The organism is Devosia naphthalenivorans (assembly GCF_003056355.1).
Classification (GTDB): Bacteria; Pseudomonadota; Alphaproteobacteria; order Rhizobiales; family Devosiaceae; genus Devosia; species Devosia naphthalenivorans.
This window is the reverse complement of the sequence record NZ_PYVW01000007.1, coordinates 28,918-45,222: the sequence shown is the minus strand read 5'-3', so window position 1 is coordinate 45,222 and position 16,305 is coordinate 28,918. Positions and strand designations below refer to the sequence as shown.

The following is a 16,305-nucleotide window of genomic DNA, read 5'->3' as shown; positions in this document are numbered from 1 at the left end:
ACAATGCGCCGTTCCCGCTGATCGTTATTGGGCCGCCTGGTTGGCCTGAACGGTCAAGCCAAGGGCGCTAATCAGGCCAGCAGGATTGGCCGCAGCGGCCATCAGGACCAGCACCGAAGTGGGGGATGGGGGCGCCACCGCGATCTCTAGGCTCTGTGGATTGTCGAGGAATTCCGAGACCGGCGGCACCACGAGGTCGTTGAGGGCCGGAATGCCCGACTGTGAGATCATCGCGGGCAGGGTGGACTTGAGGCCTTCAACGAAGCTGGCGCGATCGGCGCCCGACTGGGCGGCGAAATAGTCCAGCAGCTTGCCGGCAAGCGAAGCATCGTCATAGCGAATGGAAGCGCCGACGATGGAAACGCCCTGCATGATGGCCATGCCCTGCATCATCTGGGCCTGGGACTGCTCTTCGGTGGTCTCGCCGCCCGCTGCCATCTGCGCCTGCATGGCGTAGATCTGGTCGAGCACTGCGGGGGTCATGCCGGTGACATCGAGATTGATGTCGAGTGCGCCGACATCGGCAAAGTCGAACAGGAACTGATCGACAACCATGTGGCCATCGGCCATGGACCAGGTGAGGCTCTGGGTAATATCGCCGGACACATTGGTGAGGCCCAATTGCTCGATGGTCTCGGCGGCAGCGGCGTCTTCCTCCTCGACGCTCGACAGGTCCAGCGTCATACCCGTGATCGACAGGGTGGAGGTAAGGTCCGCCAGCGCGTCGCTGCCCTGCTCGGGATTGAAGGTGTTGGCCGCTTCGATGCCCTCATAGGCGAACACTTGCTCGCCATTGCGCTCGACCGAGAGCGGTCCCGTGCTGATGGTGCCCACCAGCTGCAGGATGTCGGACGCCGGCACGGTTTCCCCGCCCGGCACAAAGAACCCGTCAATGCGGATATCGCTGAGGGTGATGTGGCCGGTGGGCTCTTCGGCGAAATCGGTGTCGATATCGGGAATCGTGACGCTATCGGCCATGTAACCGCCGTCGGGGCGTTCGTTAACGCCGGTGAAGGTGATCACTGCATCTGATTCAAAGCTGGTCGGCTCGCCTTCCATGCCGATCAATTTGACCGTCACGCCATCCACCGTGACGGTGTCGCCGTCCAGTGTTGCCGGGCCGAATTCGAAATCATAACCGATGGTCTGATAAACCTCGGCAACCCGATCCACGAAAGCCTGTGCCTCAAGGGCTGAAGCAGGCTGCATCAGAACGCCGGTCGCGACACTGGCGAGCAGCAGGAGCTTGGATGAAGGCATCGGCATGAAATCGTCTCCGGTCAGGTGATGGTTTGTCGTGCGGTGATCGGGAAGGCTTTTGTTTTCGGGAAGTCGTCCCAAGCGGATGGCAACGCAATACGGCAGAATAACGCTCCCGTGAGCGATAATGTAATTGTCTCGCAAAGATAAGACAGTCTCAGGCGAAGTTGCCCACGCCGGCGACGGTTTGCCTTTTACTGGTTAGCCAAAAATTGCCGGTAAGCCGGGTTTTCGGTTTCATCCCAGTAGGGAAAGCCGATGGCATCGATATGGGCGATGAAGGCGCTGCGCGTTGCGGCCGGCACCTGTATGCCGACCAGCACCCGTCCATAATCGGCGCCGTGATTGCGGTAGTGGAACAGGGAAATGTTCCACTCGTCATTGAGGCCTTCGAGGAATTTGAGCAGGGCGCCCGGCCGTTCGGGGAACTGGAAGCGATAAACGGTTTCATCGGGCAGGTCCGCAACGCGGCCACCGACCATGTGCCGGACGTGGAGCTTGGCGACCTCGTTGTCGGTCAGGTCGGTCACCGACAGGCCGTGGCCCTGAAGCTGCGCGATGATTTCCCGCTTTTCGGCATCGCCGCCCGTGAGCTTGATACCCACGAAGATCTTGGCCGTGGTGCCATGGGCAAAGCGGTAGTTGAATTCGCTGATCGAGCGCTGGCCGAGAAGCCGGATAAAGGCGCGATAGCTGCCTGGGCGTTCGGGGATTTCCACCGCCAGCAGCGCTTCGGCCCGCTCCCCGATCTCGGCGCGCTCAGCCACATAGCGCAGGCGGTCGAAATTGACATTGGCGCCTGAATTGATGGCGATCAGGGCGCCCTTGGGTGCCTCGCCGGTTTCAACCTGCCGGCGCAGGCCCGCCAGCGCCAGGGCCCCGGCCGGCTCGGCAATGGCGCGCATGTCATCGAAGATGTCCTTGATACCAGCGCAGATCTCGTCGGCCGAAACGGTGACGATATCGTCCAGCAGGTCGCGGCACAGGCGGAACGTCTCGTTGCCGACCTGTCGCACGGCAACACCGTCGGCGAAGAGGCCAACCTGATCGAGCGCTACGGGATGGCCCGCAGCGATGGCCGCCTTCATGCTGGCGGCCTCTTCGGGCTCGACGCCGATGATGCGGATCTCGGGGCGCAGGAATTTGACGAACGCCGCAATGCCCGCCGCTAGCCCGCCACCGCCGACTGGCACATAGATGGCGCCGATATCGCCGGGATGCTGGCGCAACAATTCCATGCCGATCGTACCCTGGCCCGCAATGACATCGGGATCGTCGAACGGATGGACCACGACATAGCCGTGCTTGTCTGCCAGTTCCTGCGCATGGGCACGAGCCGCGTCGAACCCATCGCCAAACAGCACCACTTCGCCTCCGAGCCGGCGCACCGCGCCGACCTTGATCGCGGGCGTCGTGGTGGGCATGACGATGACGGCGCGGATGCCCAGGCGCGTGGCCGAGAGCGCTACACCCTGCGCGTGATTGCCGGCCGAAGCGCAGATAACGCCGCGGGCCCGTTCACCGGCACTCAGCTGGGCAATGCGATTATGGGCGCCGCGAATCTTGAACGAGAATACCGGCTGCAGATCTTCGCGCTTGAGCAGCACTTCGGCGCCAAGGCGCGCAGATAGCAGCTGCATCTTTTCCAGCGGCGTTTCCTCGGCGGCCTGGTAGACCGACGATGTAAGAATGCGGCGGACATAATCCAGCATGATGGCGCTCCATTGGTCTGAGGGGAGGGAAGCCAGCGCCGCTGTTTTGTCAACCGCAGACCGTTTAGGCGCAAGCAAACGATTGAATGTTGTCGGAGGCAGGCGTATGGCTACGCCCCCCGAACATCATGACCGCAAAATTGTTCAGCGCGCCGTCGTCGCTGCTCGGGGCACCCCGGAGCCTATGGTGCTCCTGCTGCATCTAGACCCATCATCAAGGACTATTTCGATGGCTGACACCCATGCGCATGGCGCGCCCGCTACTCTTGATCCGCGCCGCTGGCCCGCGCTGTTCGTGCTGCTCATCGCCAATTTCATGAATTTGATCGATGTGACCATCGTCAATGTGGCGCTGCCCTCGATGCGCGAGAGCCTGGGCGCCAGTGACAGCCAGATCGAGTGGGTAGTTGCAGCCTATATCCTGGCATTTGCGCTGGGCCTGCTGCCCTTTGGGCGGCTGGGCGATATCTTCGGCCGTACGCGGCTGTTCCTGATCGGCGTTGCAAGCTTTACCGGTGCCTCAGCGCTGTGCGGGCTTGCGCCCAATATCGAGCTTCTCATCCTGGCGCGAATTCTCCAGGGCTTGGGCGGCGCGATGATGACGCCGCAGGTGCTGGCCATTGCCACCGTTACCTTCCCGCCGCACGAGCGTGGGCAGGCCTTCTCGCTGTTCGGTCTGTCCGCGGGCCTCGCGTCGGTTTGCGGCCCGATCCTGGGCGGCGTGCTGGTTTCGGCCAATCTCTTCGGCATGGAATGGCAGCCGATATTCCTGGTCAATATCCCGATCGGGATCGCGACGATTGTCGCCGGCTGGTTCCTCATCCCGCGCCTGCCCGGACATACCGGGCTCAAGAATGATTTCGTCGGCATCGTGCTGTTTGGCGCCGCCATCCTCGCTGTGGTGTTCCCGATTGTCGAAGGGCGCACCTATGGCTGGCCGCTCTGGGCGTTCGGGATGATGCTGGCCGGACTGGTGCTGATGGGTGTGTTCGTGGTCTGGACGCGTGGGCGCGCCAAGGCGGGCGAACCGCAATTGCTCAACTTCGATCTTATCACCAACCGGCAGTTCATGTTCGGCGCCTTCGTGATCACGGTCTTTGCCTCGGGTATTCCGGGCATGTTCATGATCATCTCGCTGCTGCTGCAGGGTGGCTTTGGCTTTACCCCGCTCGAATCGGGGCTGACCAACACCCCGTTCTCGGTTGGCGTCCTGGTTGCATCGGGCATCGCTGCGCGTCTGGGCTCGCGTTATCTGCGGGCGCGGCTGGCCACTGCCGGCTTGCTGCTGGTGCTTGGTATCGGCAGCCTGCGATTCTATATCGCCGGTGTCACCGACACCATCGATCACTGGGCGTTCCTCGCGCCGCTGCTGATCGCCGGCATTGGGCTGGGGCTTGGCTTCTCGTCGTTGTTCCAACTGGTGCTGGCCAATGTGCCGCCGCGTGACGCAGGGGCCGGGTCGGGTGCTTTGCAGGCGTTCCAGCAGGTTGGCGGCGCCTTGGGCGTGGCCTTTATCGGCGAACTGTTCTTCTCCAATCTGGGCAGTGGCCTCGCCTCGGGTGCGCCACAGCACGAAGCCTTCGCGTCCGCGGCAGGTGCCGCGTTCTGGTACGTGGTGGGCAGTTTCGCGCTGGTGCTGCTGATGGCGCGGTTCTTCAAGCGGCCCGCTCCCGTGGCGGGGCAGGCACCGGCCCAGCCGGTTCTGGTGGAAGCCTAAAAGCAAAGGCCGCCCGGTGGGCGGCCTTTTCGTTGGTCAGTGCACGATCAGCGTGCCGGCACCGAATTCGGTGAACAGCTCCACCAGCACCACGTGGGGCTGCTTGCCATTGAGGATTACCACGCCCTCGACGCCGTTCTCCAGCGCTTCGAGGCAGGTTTCGACCTTGGGGATCATGCCGCCCGAGATCGTGCCGTCGGCAATGAGTTCCTTGGCTTCACGGACCGAAAGCTCGGGGATCAGCTTGCCGTTCTTGTCGAGCACGCCGGGAACGTCGGTCAGGAACAGCAGGCGCTTGGCGCCCAACGAACCTGCGATGGCGCCCGCAAAGGTATCGGCGTTGATATTGTAGGTATTGCCGTCGCGGCCCGGCGCAACCGGCGCGATCACGGGGATCATTTCGGAGCGGGCCAGCAGGTCGAGCAGGGTGCGATCAACTTCCACCGGCTCGCCGACGAAGCCAAGATCGAGCACCTTTTCGATATTTGAGGACGGGTCCTTGACCGTCTTCACCGCCTTCTTGGCAAACACCATGTTGCCGTCCTTGCCGCAAAGGCCAATGGCCCATTCGCCCTCGGCATTGATCAGCGCCACAATTTCCTTGTTGATCGAGCCGGCCAGGACCATTTCGACCACTTCCATAGTGCGTTGGTCGGTGACGCGCAGGCCGCCTTCGAACTTGGATTCGATCCCCAGCTTGGCCAGCATCGAGGCAATTTGGGGCCCGCCACCATGCACCACGATCGGGTTGACCTTGGACTGCTTGAGCAGCGCGATATCGCGCGCAAAGGCGGCGCCCAGCTTGGCATCGCCCATGGCGTGCCCGCCATATTTCACCACGACGGTCTTGCCCTCGTAGCGCTGCATATAGGGCAGGGCCTGCGCGAGAATGCCCGCGTCGTGGCTGAACCGTTCGGTCGTTGAAGTCTGATCAGTCATGGACGGACCCATTGGTTGGCGCGCAGGCGAGGAAAAGAACCAAAACGGGTCTAGAGCATCAGTGCGGAAAGGAAAAGACGGTTCGGCCATTTCCGCAATGATCCAATTGAGTGTAACAGTCGTTGTGGACATGCCGACACATCGCGCCGGGAGGGGCGAAGGAAAGGCATGCGCCCGGAGGCCGCCACATCCATGTCAATACAGACGACCCCCTCACAGGACATCTCCGACCTCATCGCGCGGTGCGCCCTACGTGACCGAGCCGCGTTTCGTGTGCTCTACGAGCGTACCAGCGCGAAACTCTTCGGGGTGACGCTGCGTATCTTGAAAGACCGTTCGGAGGCCGAAGAGGCCATTCAGGAAGTTTACGTCAAGGTCTGGCAACGCGCCGATCGCTACGTGGCCGGCAATACCAGCCCGATCAGCTGGCTGGTGGCCGTAGCGCGCAACCATGCGCTCGACATCCTGAGGGCCCGTCGCCCGGTTTCCGAGGACATCGATGTGGCGCTGGAGATACCCGATGGCGGACCTTCCCCGGAGCGGGCCGTTCAGGACAGCCAGGACAGGGGCCGCATCGATCATTGCCTGGGCACGCTCGAACCCGATCGCGCGGATGCCGTGCGGGGCGCGTATCTCGATGGCTATTCCTATGAGGAATTGGCCAGCCGATATGCAGTGCCCATCAATACGATGCGAACATGGCTGCGCCGCAGCCTGATCAAACTGAAGGATTGCCTTTCGGCATGAGCACGAGCGATGACAATAGCGAGCAGGTGGACGGACGCAATGCCTTGGTGGCAGAGCATGTGCTCGGCCTGTTGTCCGCTTCCGAGCACGAGCGGATTGGACGCCTGATCGAAAACGACCCGGCACTCCGCAGCGAACGCGACTTCTGGGTATCGCGGTTTGCAGCCCTCAACGCCGAATACGAGGAAACCCCGGTTCCTCCCTATCTTTATGCCAAAATCGAAGCCCGCGCCTTTGGCGACGTGGTGCGAGCCGGAAGACGCACATCGTGGTGGGATAGCCTCGCCCTGTGGCGCAGTGTTGCTGCCGGCGCGCTGGCAGTCGCTGTCGCTGCGGTTGGGTTCAATCTCCTGACGCCGCGCTTCGACGCCGACCAGGTGGCGGTGCAACTGGTAGCAGCCTTGCAGGCGCAGGAAGGCAGCGGCGTCGAGTTCCTCGCGGTCTATGACCAGGGCCAGGGAGAGGTGCGCATCACTTCGCTCAAGGGTGCAGCCGTGCCCGAGAAGGATTTCGAACTCTGGTACATCAATGGCGATCAGCCCGCCGTATCCATGGGCGTTATCCCGGTCGATCAGCGGCTCCAGATTCCGCTCGATGAGGCGACCAGGGCCCAGATCGAACCGGGCACGGTCTTGGCCGTGACGCTGGAACAGGCCGGTGGTTCGCCCACCGGCGTCGCCCAGGGCCCGATCGTGGCTGTGGGCTCGGCCATTCCGATCTGATGGGTGCGCCCGCTACGAAAGCGGGCGCCACAAAGTTTCACTCGAAACGCGAAATATAGGGTGAAACTGACCGAAACCAGCTTTGGCGGTTCCTCGTAACTTCCTTCGTCCCAGCCGAACAATGGGAACGAAACACAGGAAGGAACACCACATGAATTTCCGCACTCTCACTCTTGCCGCCATGCTCTCGGTCGCTTCGCTCTCGGGCACTGCAGCCTTCGCTCAGGACAATCCCGAAGTCGGTGGCGCTGCCATGTTCGCCGACAAGAACATCATCGAAAACGCAGTAAACTCGGCTGACCACACGACGCTGGTTGCCGCCGTTCAGGCCGCCGGCCTGGTCGAGACGCTGTCCGGCGAAGGCCCGTTCACGGTTCTGGCTCCGGTCAACGCAGCATTCGAAGCCCTGCCCGAAGGCACGGTCGAAACCCTGCTCAAGCCAGAAAACAAGGAAATGCTGTCCACCATCCTGGCTTGCCACGTGATCCCGGCCAAGGCGCTGTCTACCGACATCGTCGGCATGGTTGAGGCCGATGGCGGCGAGCACATGGTTGACACCGTCGGCGGTTGCAAGCTGACGCTCAAGGCTGCCGATGGCAAGGTCACCGTCACCGACGAAAACGGCACCGTCGCCAACGTAACCATCGCCGACGTGATCCAGTCCAACGGCGTGATCCACGTGATCGACGCCGTGCTGACGCCAAAGTCTGCCATGTAGTCGCCTACCTGAGGGGCCGCACAGCGCCGCCCCTCACCACAACTTGACGTGCCACGACCCTGCCGCAAGGCGTAGGGTGGCAGTCATATCAGCCCCGCACCGGGCGCCGCGTCCCTCCCGCGGCTCGGGTGCGGGGTTATTGCCAAAAGGGGAAAGACCATGGTGATCGATCGTCGTAGCGTGCTTTTGGGCGGAACCGGTATCGTCGCACTTGCCGCCTTCGGCATTCTGCGCCCGGTGGCCCCCGCCCAGGCTGCGGAAGGGGACTTTCCATTCAAATTGAGCGATGAAGAATGGCGGGCAAAGCTTGATCCGGCCGCCTATGACGTGCTGCGCCACGAAGGAACGGAACGCGCCTTTACTTCGCCTCTCGATGCCGAGAAGCGGGCAGGAACCTTCATCTGTGCCGGATGCGATCAACCGCTGTTTTCTTCGGAAACCAAATTCGACAGCGGCACGGGCTGGCCGAGCTTTTATACCTTCATCGATGGCGCCCTCGGCACCTCAGAAGACAATTCGTTGTTCATGGCCCGTATCGAAGTCCACTGCTCCAATTGCGGCGGCCACCAGGGGCACGTGTTCGAAGATGGTCCACCGCCCACTGGCCTGCGCTATTGCATCAATGGCCTGTCGCTGAAGTTCGTGCCGGCCTGATCGGGGCGCCGCGTTTCGGCTTCCGCTCGGGCGGGATCGTGAGCTATATGGGCTGACGATCCGCTCCCCTTGTGTTCCATGAAACTGACCATCATCCAGACTGGCGACGTGCCCGCGCCGCTACGGCCTAGATTCGGGCCCTATGGCAAAATGTTCGAAACCATGTTCTACAGCACCGGACATGGCTTTTCCTATGTCCTGGTGGCAGTCTCCGAGGGGGAGCCATTCCCCGATCCGTCTAGCCTGTAAGGCATCGTCATCACCGGCTCGGCGGCCGGGGTCTATGAAGACCTGCCCTGGCTGGAGCCGCTACGCAACTTTATCCGGGTGGGCTATGACAGCCGCACGCCAATGCTCGGCATCTGTTTTGGTCACCAGGTCATGGCGGACGCGCTGGGCGGAGACGTGCGCAAGTCCGAGAAGGGCTGGGGGCTCGGCCGGCATAGCTACGATGTTGTCCGGCGGCCCGGTTTCATGGGTTCAGCCCCTGTTGCGCTCTCCATTGCCTGTTCGCACCAGGATCAGGTGATCGCGCCGCCTGCTGAAGCCGAAGTGCTGCTTGCTTCCGAATTTACGCCCAATGCCGGACTGGTTTACCGCAACGGCGCCGCGTTGAGCTTCCAGGCGCATCCCGAATTCGCCGATGACTACACCCTTGCCCTGGCCGAGATGCGGCGCGGCAAGGCGCCCGACGCTGTCGTGGACAAGGCGCTTGCCTCGATTGCCAAACCTTCTCACAGCGGTGATGTTGCGGGCTATATCGGGCAGTTCTTCAAACGAGGCTAGTTCATGGTCGTGGCAGGACAGGTGTCGGCACTCGATAGCTATTTCGACGATCTGGAGCATGACCGCAAGGCCGAGATCCAAGCGCTGCGCCTGCTGATCCTGGATGCCGTTCCAGGGTTGAGCGAAACCCTCAAGGGAACAACCCCCGCCTTTGCCCGAGGCGACGCCGAGCGCATTGCCATGCGGCTGCAGCCTGGCAATCGCGTCCAGCTGATCCTGCATCGCGGCACCAAGGCTGGGGCCGACGATCTGTTCCGCTTCGAAGATCCGGATAGGCTGATTGCCTGGGCAGCACCCGATCGCGGCGTCATCACCATCTGCGATGCGGCCGATCTGGCAGGTAAGTCCGAGGCGATCAGCCAAGTACTCCGCCGCTGGGTGGCAATGACGACGCGCTAGGGCGTGACGTGCAGAATAGGATGCACTCAGTAGACCTCATCCTGAGCCTGTCGAAGGACGAGGTCGTGGCACCCAAGCCTCCACTCGCTCGACCCAGGGACAAGGCCAGCGCAGGCTCTCGTGGCTCGACAAGCTCACCATGAGGTCTTCCAGGAGCTGTCAATTGAGGCCAAAAGCGACGCGTTGTAAGGCCTCAGCTTTCCAGCAGCATCGCGATTTCGGTGCGCAACTCCCGCAGGCCATCGCCTTTGACCGACGAGGTCAGGATCACATGCGGATGGGCTGCCGGACGCTTGGCGATGGCGGCCTTCGTGGCGGCAATGACCTTTTCCAGGTCCTTGGCTAGCGGCTTGTCGGCCTTGGTCAGCACGATCTGATAGCTGACGGCCGATTTATCGAGTTCGTTCATCACCGTCAGGTCATTTTCCTTGGGTCCGTGACGGCCATCCACCAGCACATAGACGCGCCGCAGCGTCGCGCGGCCGGTCAGGTATTGGTGGATCAGCTTGGTCCAGGCACGCACCTTGTCTTCGGGCGCCTTGGCATAGCCATAGCCGGGCATATCGACGATGCGCAGATTTTCGCTCTGGCTCTCGAAGATATTGAGCTCTTGCGTGCGACCGGGCGTGTTGGACGTGCGGGCCAGGCCGGAGGTGCCGCACAGCGCGTTGATCAGGCTCGACTTGCCGACGTTGGATCGACCGGCAAAGGCAATCTCGACACGATCCATTGGCGGCAAATCGGCGATCCGGACGCAGCCCTTGGTAAACAGGAACGGCCGTGCAAACAGCAGGCGGCCGCGTTCGATGCTGTCGGGCGGATAGTCGATTTCGCTCATCTTTGGCTCGCTTGAAAGAATTTGCCCGCCGGAGGGTGTCCGGCGGGCTGTAGCATTTCTGACACCAAATGGCGATCAGGACTTGGTGGGTTCGACCGTCTTTGGCTTGCGCCGGAAGCTGTCGATGATGTTGCCGAGCAGGTTAACCTCGGCGCCATGGCGCTTCATGATGAACCACTGCTGGGTGACCGATAGCGTATTGTTCCACGCCCAGTAGATCACCAGGCCCGCCGGGAAGGTCCCGAGCATGAAGGTGAAGATCACCGGCATCCAGTTGAAGATCATGGCCTGCGTCGGATCGGGCGGCGGCGGATTGAGCTTCATCTGGACCCACATGGTGATGCCCATGATGACCGGCCAGATGCCCAGGTGCAGGAAGCTTCCGACAACCGGCAGCACGGTTGGGTCCCACGGGATCAGTCCGAACAGGGTGAAGATATTAGTCGGATCGGGCGCTGCCAGATCCTGGATCCAGCCAAAGAACGGCGCATGACGCATGTCGAGGCTGATGAAGATGACGGTGTAGAGGGCGAAGAACACCGGAATCTGGATCAGGATCGGCCAGCACCCGCTCAGCGGATTGATCTTTTCGGTCTTGTAAAGCGCCATCATCGCCTGCTGCTGGGCAGCGCGGTCATCCTTGTGGCGCTCCTGGATGGCCTTCATTTCCGGCTGCACACGACGCATGGCGGCCATGGAGGCGTAGGAGCGGCTGGCGAGCGGGAAGAAGATCGCCTTGACGATCACCGTCACCGCCAGGATGGCGAGGCCGAAATTGCCCAGGATTCCGTAGAGGAACGTCAGCAGGTAGTACATCGGCTTGGTGATGAAGTGCAGCCAGCCCCAGTCGATCAGCAACTCCAGCCGATCAAAGCCATATTGCTGCTCATAGGAGGAGATGACCGATTCTTCCTTGGCACCGGCAAAGAGGTAGCTTTCATGGGACGCCGTCTGGCCGGGCGCTACGACAATCGGCGTCGTTTCGACGAAGCTGGTCTGGTAATCGTCATAGCCATTGGCGTTCTTCCAGGAGAACAGGGCGTTGATCTGCTGGTCCGGCTTGGCCAATACGGCGGTGGCCCAGTACTTGTCGGAAAAGCCGAGCCAGCCCGTGGTGTTGTCGAGGCGCACCTGTTGGTCGTTCTGCAGGTCGGAGTATTTTCTGGAAACCAGGTTGTTGGAGCCCAGCACCCCGTGCGGGCCTTCATGCTGGATGAAGAAGTTGGCGACCTTGGGCGTGCCATGGCGCGCAATACGAGCATAGGGGAACAGCGCAACGTCACCGGTACCGACGTTCTCGATCGATTGGGTGACGGTGAACAGATAGTGCTCGTCGACCGCAAAGGTGCGGCGGAAAATCAGGCCCGCGCCATTGTCCCAGACCAGGGTGACTGGCGTTTCGGCGGTCAGCGTTGCGTTCTCGCCCTCGACCGACCAGACCGTCCGCCCGTCTGGAACGGCGATATTGGCGCCGGCAGCCGGCACCCAGCCCTGTTCGGCAAAATAGGCGTTTGGCGCACCGGCGGGGGTCAGCAGCGTGATGATCGGGGATTCTGGATCGACCGTCTCGCGATACTGCTTGAGCTCGAGATCATCGAGCCGCGCGCCGGTCAGGTTGATCGAGCCTTCGAGATCCTCGGTGTTGATGGTCACGCGCTCGCTGGCGGCAATCGCTGTGGCGCGATCAGGGAAGGAAACCGTACCATCGGCAGCCACCGCGCCCGGAGCGCCAGCGACACCTGGCTGGGCGTTTGCCGCAGGCGTTGCCAGCGCGGCTTCGGACTGCGCCTGTTCCGCCGCGATCTGCGCCTGCTGCTGGGCACGCTCGAGCTGCGGACCGGCAACGAAGAACTGCCAGCCGAACAGCACGATCATGCTGAGCACAATGGCCAGGATTATGTTGCGATTGTCAGTCATTATTTCGGTTTCCGTGGGCCGCGGCCGGATGATTTATGATCATTGGGCGATCTGGGAGCGTGCACGCGCACGAGTGTGGCACCCAGATCGGCAACCAGCTTGCTAAAGGGTTCACTCAACGCTTCGCGCTTACCGACCAGCACATAGTCATGCGCGGGCTGAAAGTCACGCGCGCAAGCTGTCACAGCCGCGCGAAGACGGCGCTTGATACGATTGCGCTGTGGAGAATTGCCCGTCTTCTTGGTGACGGTGAAGCCGATGCCGGCATCCGGCTGAGGCGCGGCGATAGCCTGCAGGCCAAACGCAGAACGCCCGGCGCGATTGCCCCGGGCGGCCCGTTGAAACTGCGAACGCTTGGTGAGCCGGCGCAATTTGGTGCTCGGCTGCTCCATGGCCGTCATCCGGCCAGAAGGCCTTAAGCCGAGAGCTTTTTGCGGCCCTGATTGCGGCGGCGGTTCAGGATGATGCGACCGTCCTTGGTCGCCATGCGGGCGCGGAAACCGTGACGGCGGGCACGCACGAGCTTGGACGGCTGGTAAGTACGCTTCATGACATTAAACCGCGCCGGGCACGGTTCCTCTTGTTTGGCTGCTTATCGCAAGAATTTAGGGCACACACGGGCGCTGGGCGTCCACGGTGCGGTTGGTGGGCTCTATAGGGAAAACTTGGCCCCAAGTCAACGCGGCCGCGCGCACTTCCTTGGCCCATCGATCCCCGGTTGTCATGGCGCCCTTATCGCCCCATAAGTCCCTTCGAGTTCTGTTGCGTGCTGCTGGCGGTCATGGCCGAAATTCTCAAACCAGATGTCTGCATCGTCGGCGCCGACGATCTGGGCATAAACCTTGCTATCGCTGCGCGCCAGCGTGGCCTCGACACCGTGCTGATCGATCGTGGAACGCCCGAAGCAGGAGACCCGCGCCAGGGGAGCCTGCAACGCGCGGCCCTGCGGGCAAGCGCCGGGCGAGCCGAAGCAATCCGCAGCGGCGCGCGCCTGGGTCTCGACAACGCCACCCTCAAGCTCAACTACAAGACCATCGCCGAGCACGCGGCAACGCTAGCCCGGGCGACCTCACCCAATAGCAGCGCCGAACGGCTTGTGGCATTGGGCGTGGCCGTGGTGAAAGGTGCGCCAGAATGGGTTGACCGGCGCAGCATGCGCGTCGGCGAGACGATGCTCAGGCCCGGACACATTATACTCGCAACCGGCGCTGCGCCCTTCGTGCCCGAACTGCCGGGTCTTGCGGAGCTTCCCTTTTTTACGCCGGACACGATCCTGGCCAATGTGCGCAAGCTCAGCCATCTCCTCGTGGTGGGGGGCGACGCCGTGGCGCTGGAATGGGCCCAGATCTATCGCCGCCTCGGCTCGGACGTGACGCTCGTACCGCACGGCGCGCTGCTGCCCGGCCATGACGAAGAAACGGTGTCGATTCTGCTGCGGCAACTGCGCGAGGAAGGCCTTGTCGTCCTCGAAGGGGCGAGGGTCGCGGCGTTCCTGCCGCGCAGCCAGGGCGTCGGCGTCACGCTGGCGCATCCCACGGACGATCTGCCGCCACTCGACATCTCGCATGTGCTGCTCGCAGCCGGACGCGTTCCCGAACTGGACTGGATCGCTCTCGAAAAGGCGAAGCTGAAGCGAGCGGCGGGAGAGCCGCCTCGGCTGTTGCTCGACGATTGGGGCCGGACATCTCATGCGGGGATCAGCGCCTTTGGAGGCGCGGGGAACGAAGAAAATCACCATGCCGCGCTATGGCTCGGCGAGCGCCTGCTGGACCGGTTGGCCGGGCGACCGACATCTGGCCGCGAGGTGCTGTTGCCCCGGGAAGTGCAAACCACGCCTGCCCTCGCGCAGGTCGGAGCGCTCGATACCATCGATGGCCTCAAGCATGGGCAAACCGTACTTCGCACCAATCTGGCCGAAAACGACGCCGCCCGAGCGCAAGGCATGGGGCAGGGGTGCGCCAAGCTCGTCATCGATCGTCGCGGCAAGATCCTGGGTGCGGCAATGGTGGGAGAAGGTGCGGGCGAGGCCATCGCAAGTCTGGCCCTCGTCATGACCAAGGGGCTCAACGCCGCCGACTTGGCTAGTTTGCCGGTCACCGGAACCAGCGTCCTTGCGGTCCTCAAGGACCTTGGCCGGCAATTTGCCGACCAAAGACCCGTGGCGCGCTGGCAAAAGCGGCGCGCTGCCATGCGGCGGCTACTGCCCTGAACTGAGCTGGCCGGGGCTTACGCGGGCCTGAGCTTTGACTATACTGGCTTGAAATGACAGCCAAACGCAGTTTCCTGCCCGCTCGATTCTGGGGCCTTTCCAACAAGCTCATCGCGACCATCATCGCGGTGATCCTGCTGGTCGAAATTGTCTTCTACGTCCCCTCGCTCGCCTTGTTTCGCGCCAATTGGCTGAATGATCGCTTACGAGTCGGCGTGGTTGCCGCCCGCGTGCTGGATGCCGTGCCCGATGTCATGGCGTTGCCGCGCAACCTCACCGACCGCCTGCTGACATCCGCCGGTGCGCACGCCATCGTCTACCGCCGCGAAGGGCAGAGCCAGCTGATCGAGCTTGCCGATCCGGTGACGCTCGACGTCGTGGCTACCGCCGACATGCGCCAGACCGATTTCATGACCCTGATGCTGGGGGCCTTCGATACGCTGTTTGCCAATCCGGGCCGCACGTTGCGCATCGTTGGTCAGGGGGATCTGGATGATAGCCTTGTCGAGCTATTGATGCCCGAACGCCCGCTGCGCCAGGACATGCTCGATTATTCCCGGCAGATCGGCGTCCTGTCGCTCGCCGTGGCCGCTGCGACTGCCGTGGCGCTTTACCTTTTGGCCAGCTTCCTTTTCATCCACCCCGTGCGCCGGCTGACCGAAAACATGCTGGCGTTCCGGCAGGCGCCCGAGAACGGCAATCTGATCATCACGCCATCGACGCGGCGCGACGAGATCGGCGTGGCCGAACGCGAGCTGGCGTCCATGGAGCAAGATATTTTTTCCATGCTTCGGCAGCGCCGGCACCTGGCCGATCTGGGGCTGGCGGTCGCCAAGATCAACCACGATCTGCGCAATACGCTCACCTCGGCGCAATTGCTGTCCGATCAGGTGGCAACGCTGGATGATCCCAAGGTGCAGCGCCTGGCGCCGCGCCTGGTGACGACGCTGGACCGCGCCATCGGCTTCGCCCAATCGGTGCTGGAATATGGCCGCGAGACCTCCGTGCCGCCCGTTCCCACCCCAACCCGGATGCACAGCCTTGTGGATGATGCTGCCTTCGACGCGCGCCTCGTCGGGCACCCCACGATCGCCTTCATCAATGAACTTCCACTTGAATTGCAACTTAATGTCGACGCCAACCAGATGGGTCGTGTCATGCTCAATTTGCTCAAGAACGCCCGTGAGGCGCTGGAGGCCGCCAATGGGCCCGCCGAGCCGGCTGTGCGCGCTACAGCCCAGCAGACCGAGGACTGGATCACCATCGAGGTGAGCGACAACGGCCCCGGCCTGCCGCCACGGGCGCGCGAAAACCTCTTCGTCGCCTTCGAGGGCTCGGCTCGCGCCGGGGGCACGGGCCTGGGCCTTGCCATCGCGCGGGAGATCACCGAGGCGCATGGCGGGCAATTGCTTTTCATCGATCAGCCCACCGGCACGCGCTTTGACATCATGTTGCCGCGCAGCCTGGAAGTTTCCCCATAACAAGATCGAAAACTGCCATCTGCATGCTTGCCAAGCCGGAAACGCCCATGTATGGGTTGCGCCGCTTCAGGCAGTTAAGCCATCAGTGCTTCACCTGAACCGCCGTTCCGACGGCCGTGCGCGCCCTTAGCTCAGCTGGATAGAGCACCAGACTACGAATCTGGGGGTCAGGAGTTCGAATCTCTTAGGGCGCGCCATCTAACTAC

The 16,305-nt window shown here is 62.5% G+C and carries 17 protein-coding genes and 1 tRNA gene; 11 read left to right on the top strand and 7 right to left on the bottom strand.

The genetic code is table 11. The features are described 5' to 3' along the window. Positions 1–24: 24 nt before the first annotated feature. Positions 25–1,266: a hypothetical protein gene (locus C8264_RS10840; protein ID WP_108460998.1), complete on the bottom strand. Its 1,242-nt coding sequence runs from the start codon at positions 1,264–1,266 to the stop codon at positions 25–27. 188 nt (positions 1,267–1,454) lie between these two features. Then, a complete protein-coding gene (ilvA, locus tag C8264_RS10835; protein WP_108460997.1) occupies positions 1,455–2,972 on the bottom strand; it encodes a threonine ammonia-lyase, biosynthetic in 1,518 nt (505 codons plus the stop codon). Positions 2,973–3,201: 229 nt separating this feature from the next. Here ilvA and C8264_RS10830 point away from each other — a divergent pair, with 229 nt between their 5' ends. Further along, positions 3,202–4,689, top strand: a complete 1,488-nt coding sequence (locus tag C8264_RS10830; protein WP_108460996.1) for a DHA2 family efflux MFS transporter permease subunit — start codon at positions 3,202–3,204, stop codon at positions 4,687–4,689. A gap of 36 nt (positions 4,690–4,725) precedes the next feature. Here C8264_RS10830 and argB read toward each other — a convergent pair whose 3' ends face one another. Beyond that, a complete protein-coding gene (gene argB / locus C8264_RS10825; RefSeq protein WP_108461115.1) occupies positions 4,726–5,628 on the bottom strand; it encodes an acetylglutamate kinase in 903 nt (300 codons plus the stop codon). Between the two features lie 192 nt (positions 5,629–5,820). Here argB and C8264_RS10820 point away from each other — a divergent pair, with 192 nt between their 5' ends. The 7 genes from C8264_RS10820 (at position 5,821) to C8264_RS10795 (ending at position 9,654) form a co-directional block, all read left to right on the top strand. Next, complete coding sequence (locus tag C8264_RS10820) at positions 5,821–6,375, top strand: sigma-70 family RNA polymerase sigma factor (protein ID WP_108461114.1); 555 nt, start codon at positions 5,821–5,823, stop codon at positions 6,373–6,375. After that, positions 6,372–7,097, top strand: coding sequence for an anti-sigma factor (locus C8264_RS10815; RefSeq protein WP_162783576.1), 726 nt, complete (start codon positions 6,372–6,374; stop codon positions 7,095–7,097). Before C8264_RS10820 ends, C8264_RS10815 begins: the two co-directional genes overlap by 4 nt. A gap of 151 nt (positions 7,098–7,248) precedes the next feature. After that, positions 7,249–7,815 carry a fasciclin domain-containing protein gene (locus tag C8264_RS10810; RefSeq protein WP_108460994.1) on the top strand — a complete coding sequence of 189 codons (567 nt, stop codon included), beginning with the start codon at positions 7,249–7,251 and terminating at the stop codon, positions 7,813–7,815. 162 nt (positions 7,816–7,977) lie between these two features. Then, positions 7,978–8,469, top strand: a complete 492-nt coding sequence (gene msrB / locus C8264_RS10805; RefSeq protein WP_245893106.1) for a peptide-methionine (R)-S-oxide reductase MsrB — start codon at positions 7,978–7,980, stop codon at positions 8,467–8,469. Positions 8,470–8,547: 78 nt separating this feature from the next. Continuing rightward, entirely contained in the window at positions 8,548–8,718 is a 171-nt protein-coding gene (locus tag C8264_RS22530) for a type 1 glutamine amidotransferase family protein (protein ID WP_245893069.1), read from the top strand. Between the two features lie 3 nt (positions 8,719–8,721). Continuing rightward, the gene (locus C8264_RS22525; protein WP_342748694.1) at positions 8,722–9,255 is read left to right on the top strand and encodes a type 1 glutamine amidotransferase; all 534 of its coding nucleotides are present in this window, start codon (positions 8,722–8,724) and stop codon (positions 9,253–9,255) included. Positions 9,256–9,258: 3 nt separating this feature from the next. Continuing rightward, complete coding sequence (locus C8264_RS10795; protein ID WP_108460992.1) at positions 9,259–9,654, top strand: DUF1801 domain-containing protein; 396 nt, start codon at positions 9,259–9,261, stop codon at positions 9,652–9,654. Positions 9,655–9,847: 193 nt separating this feature from the next. Here the strand turns inward: C8264_RS10795 and yihA are convergent, their stop codons facing one another. The 4 genes from yihA to rpmH all read right to left on the bottom strand — a co-directional run bounded on the left by yihA (position 9,848) and on the right by rpmH (position 12,959). Further along, positions 9,848–10,492, bottom strand: a complete 645-nt coding sequence (gene yihA, locus C8264_RS10790; RefSeq protein ID WP_108460991.1) for a ribosome biogenesis GTP-binding protein YihA/YsxC — start codon at positions 10,490–10,492, stop codon at positions 9,848–9,850. A gap of 75 nt (positions 10,493–10,567) precedes the next feature. Further along, positions 10,568–12,409, bottom strand: coding sequence for a membrane protein insertase YidC (gene yidC / locus C8264_RS10785; protein ID WP_108460990.1), 1,842 nt, complete (start codon positions 12,407–12,409; stop codon positions 10,568–10,570). Continuing rightward, on the bottom strand, positions 12,409–12,780 hold the full coding sequence (rnpA, locus tag C8264_RS10780; protein WP_245893066.1) for a ribonuclease P protein component: 372 nt from the start codon (positions 12,778–12,780) through the stop codon (positions 12,409–12,411). Before rnpA ends, yidC begins: the two co-directional genes overlap by 1 nt. Before the next feature lie 44 nt (positions 12,781–12,824). Continuing rightward, positions 12,825–12,959, bottom strand: coding sequence for a 50S ribosomal protein L34 (gene rpmH, locus C8264_RS10775; protein ID WP_108396167.1), 135 nt, complete (start codon positions 12,957–12,959; stop codon positions 12,825–12,827). Positions 12,960–13,175: 216 nt separating this feature from the next. On the opposite strand from rpmH, the gene C8264_RS10770 reads away from it, so the two are divergent. The 3 genes from C8264_RS10770 (at position 13,176) to C8264_RS10760 (ending at position 16,296) form a co-directional block, all read left to right on the top strand. Beyond that, complete coding sequence (locus C8264_RS10770; RefSeq protein ID WP_162783575.1) at positions 13,176–14,618, top strand: FAD-dependent oxidoreductase; 1,443 nt, start codon at positions 13,176–13,178, stop codon at positions 14,616–14,618. A gap of 53 nt (positions 14,619–14,671) precedes the next feature. Continuing rightward, positions 14,672–16,099, top strand: a complete 1,428-nt coding sequence (locus C8264_RS10765; RefSeq protein ID WP_108460988.1) for a sensor histidine kinase — start codon at positions 14,672–14,674, stop codon at positions 16,097–16,099. A gap of 120 nt (positions 16,100–16,219) precedes the next feature. Then, a tRNA-Arg gene (locus C8264_RS10760) sits at positions 16,220–16,296 on the top strand. Positions 16,297–16,305: the final 9 nt, after the last annotated feature.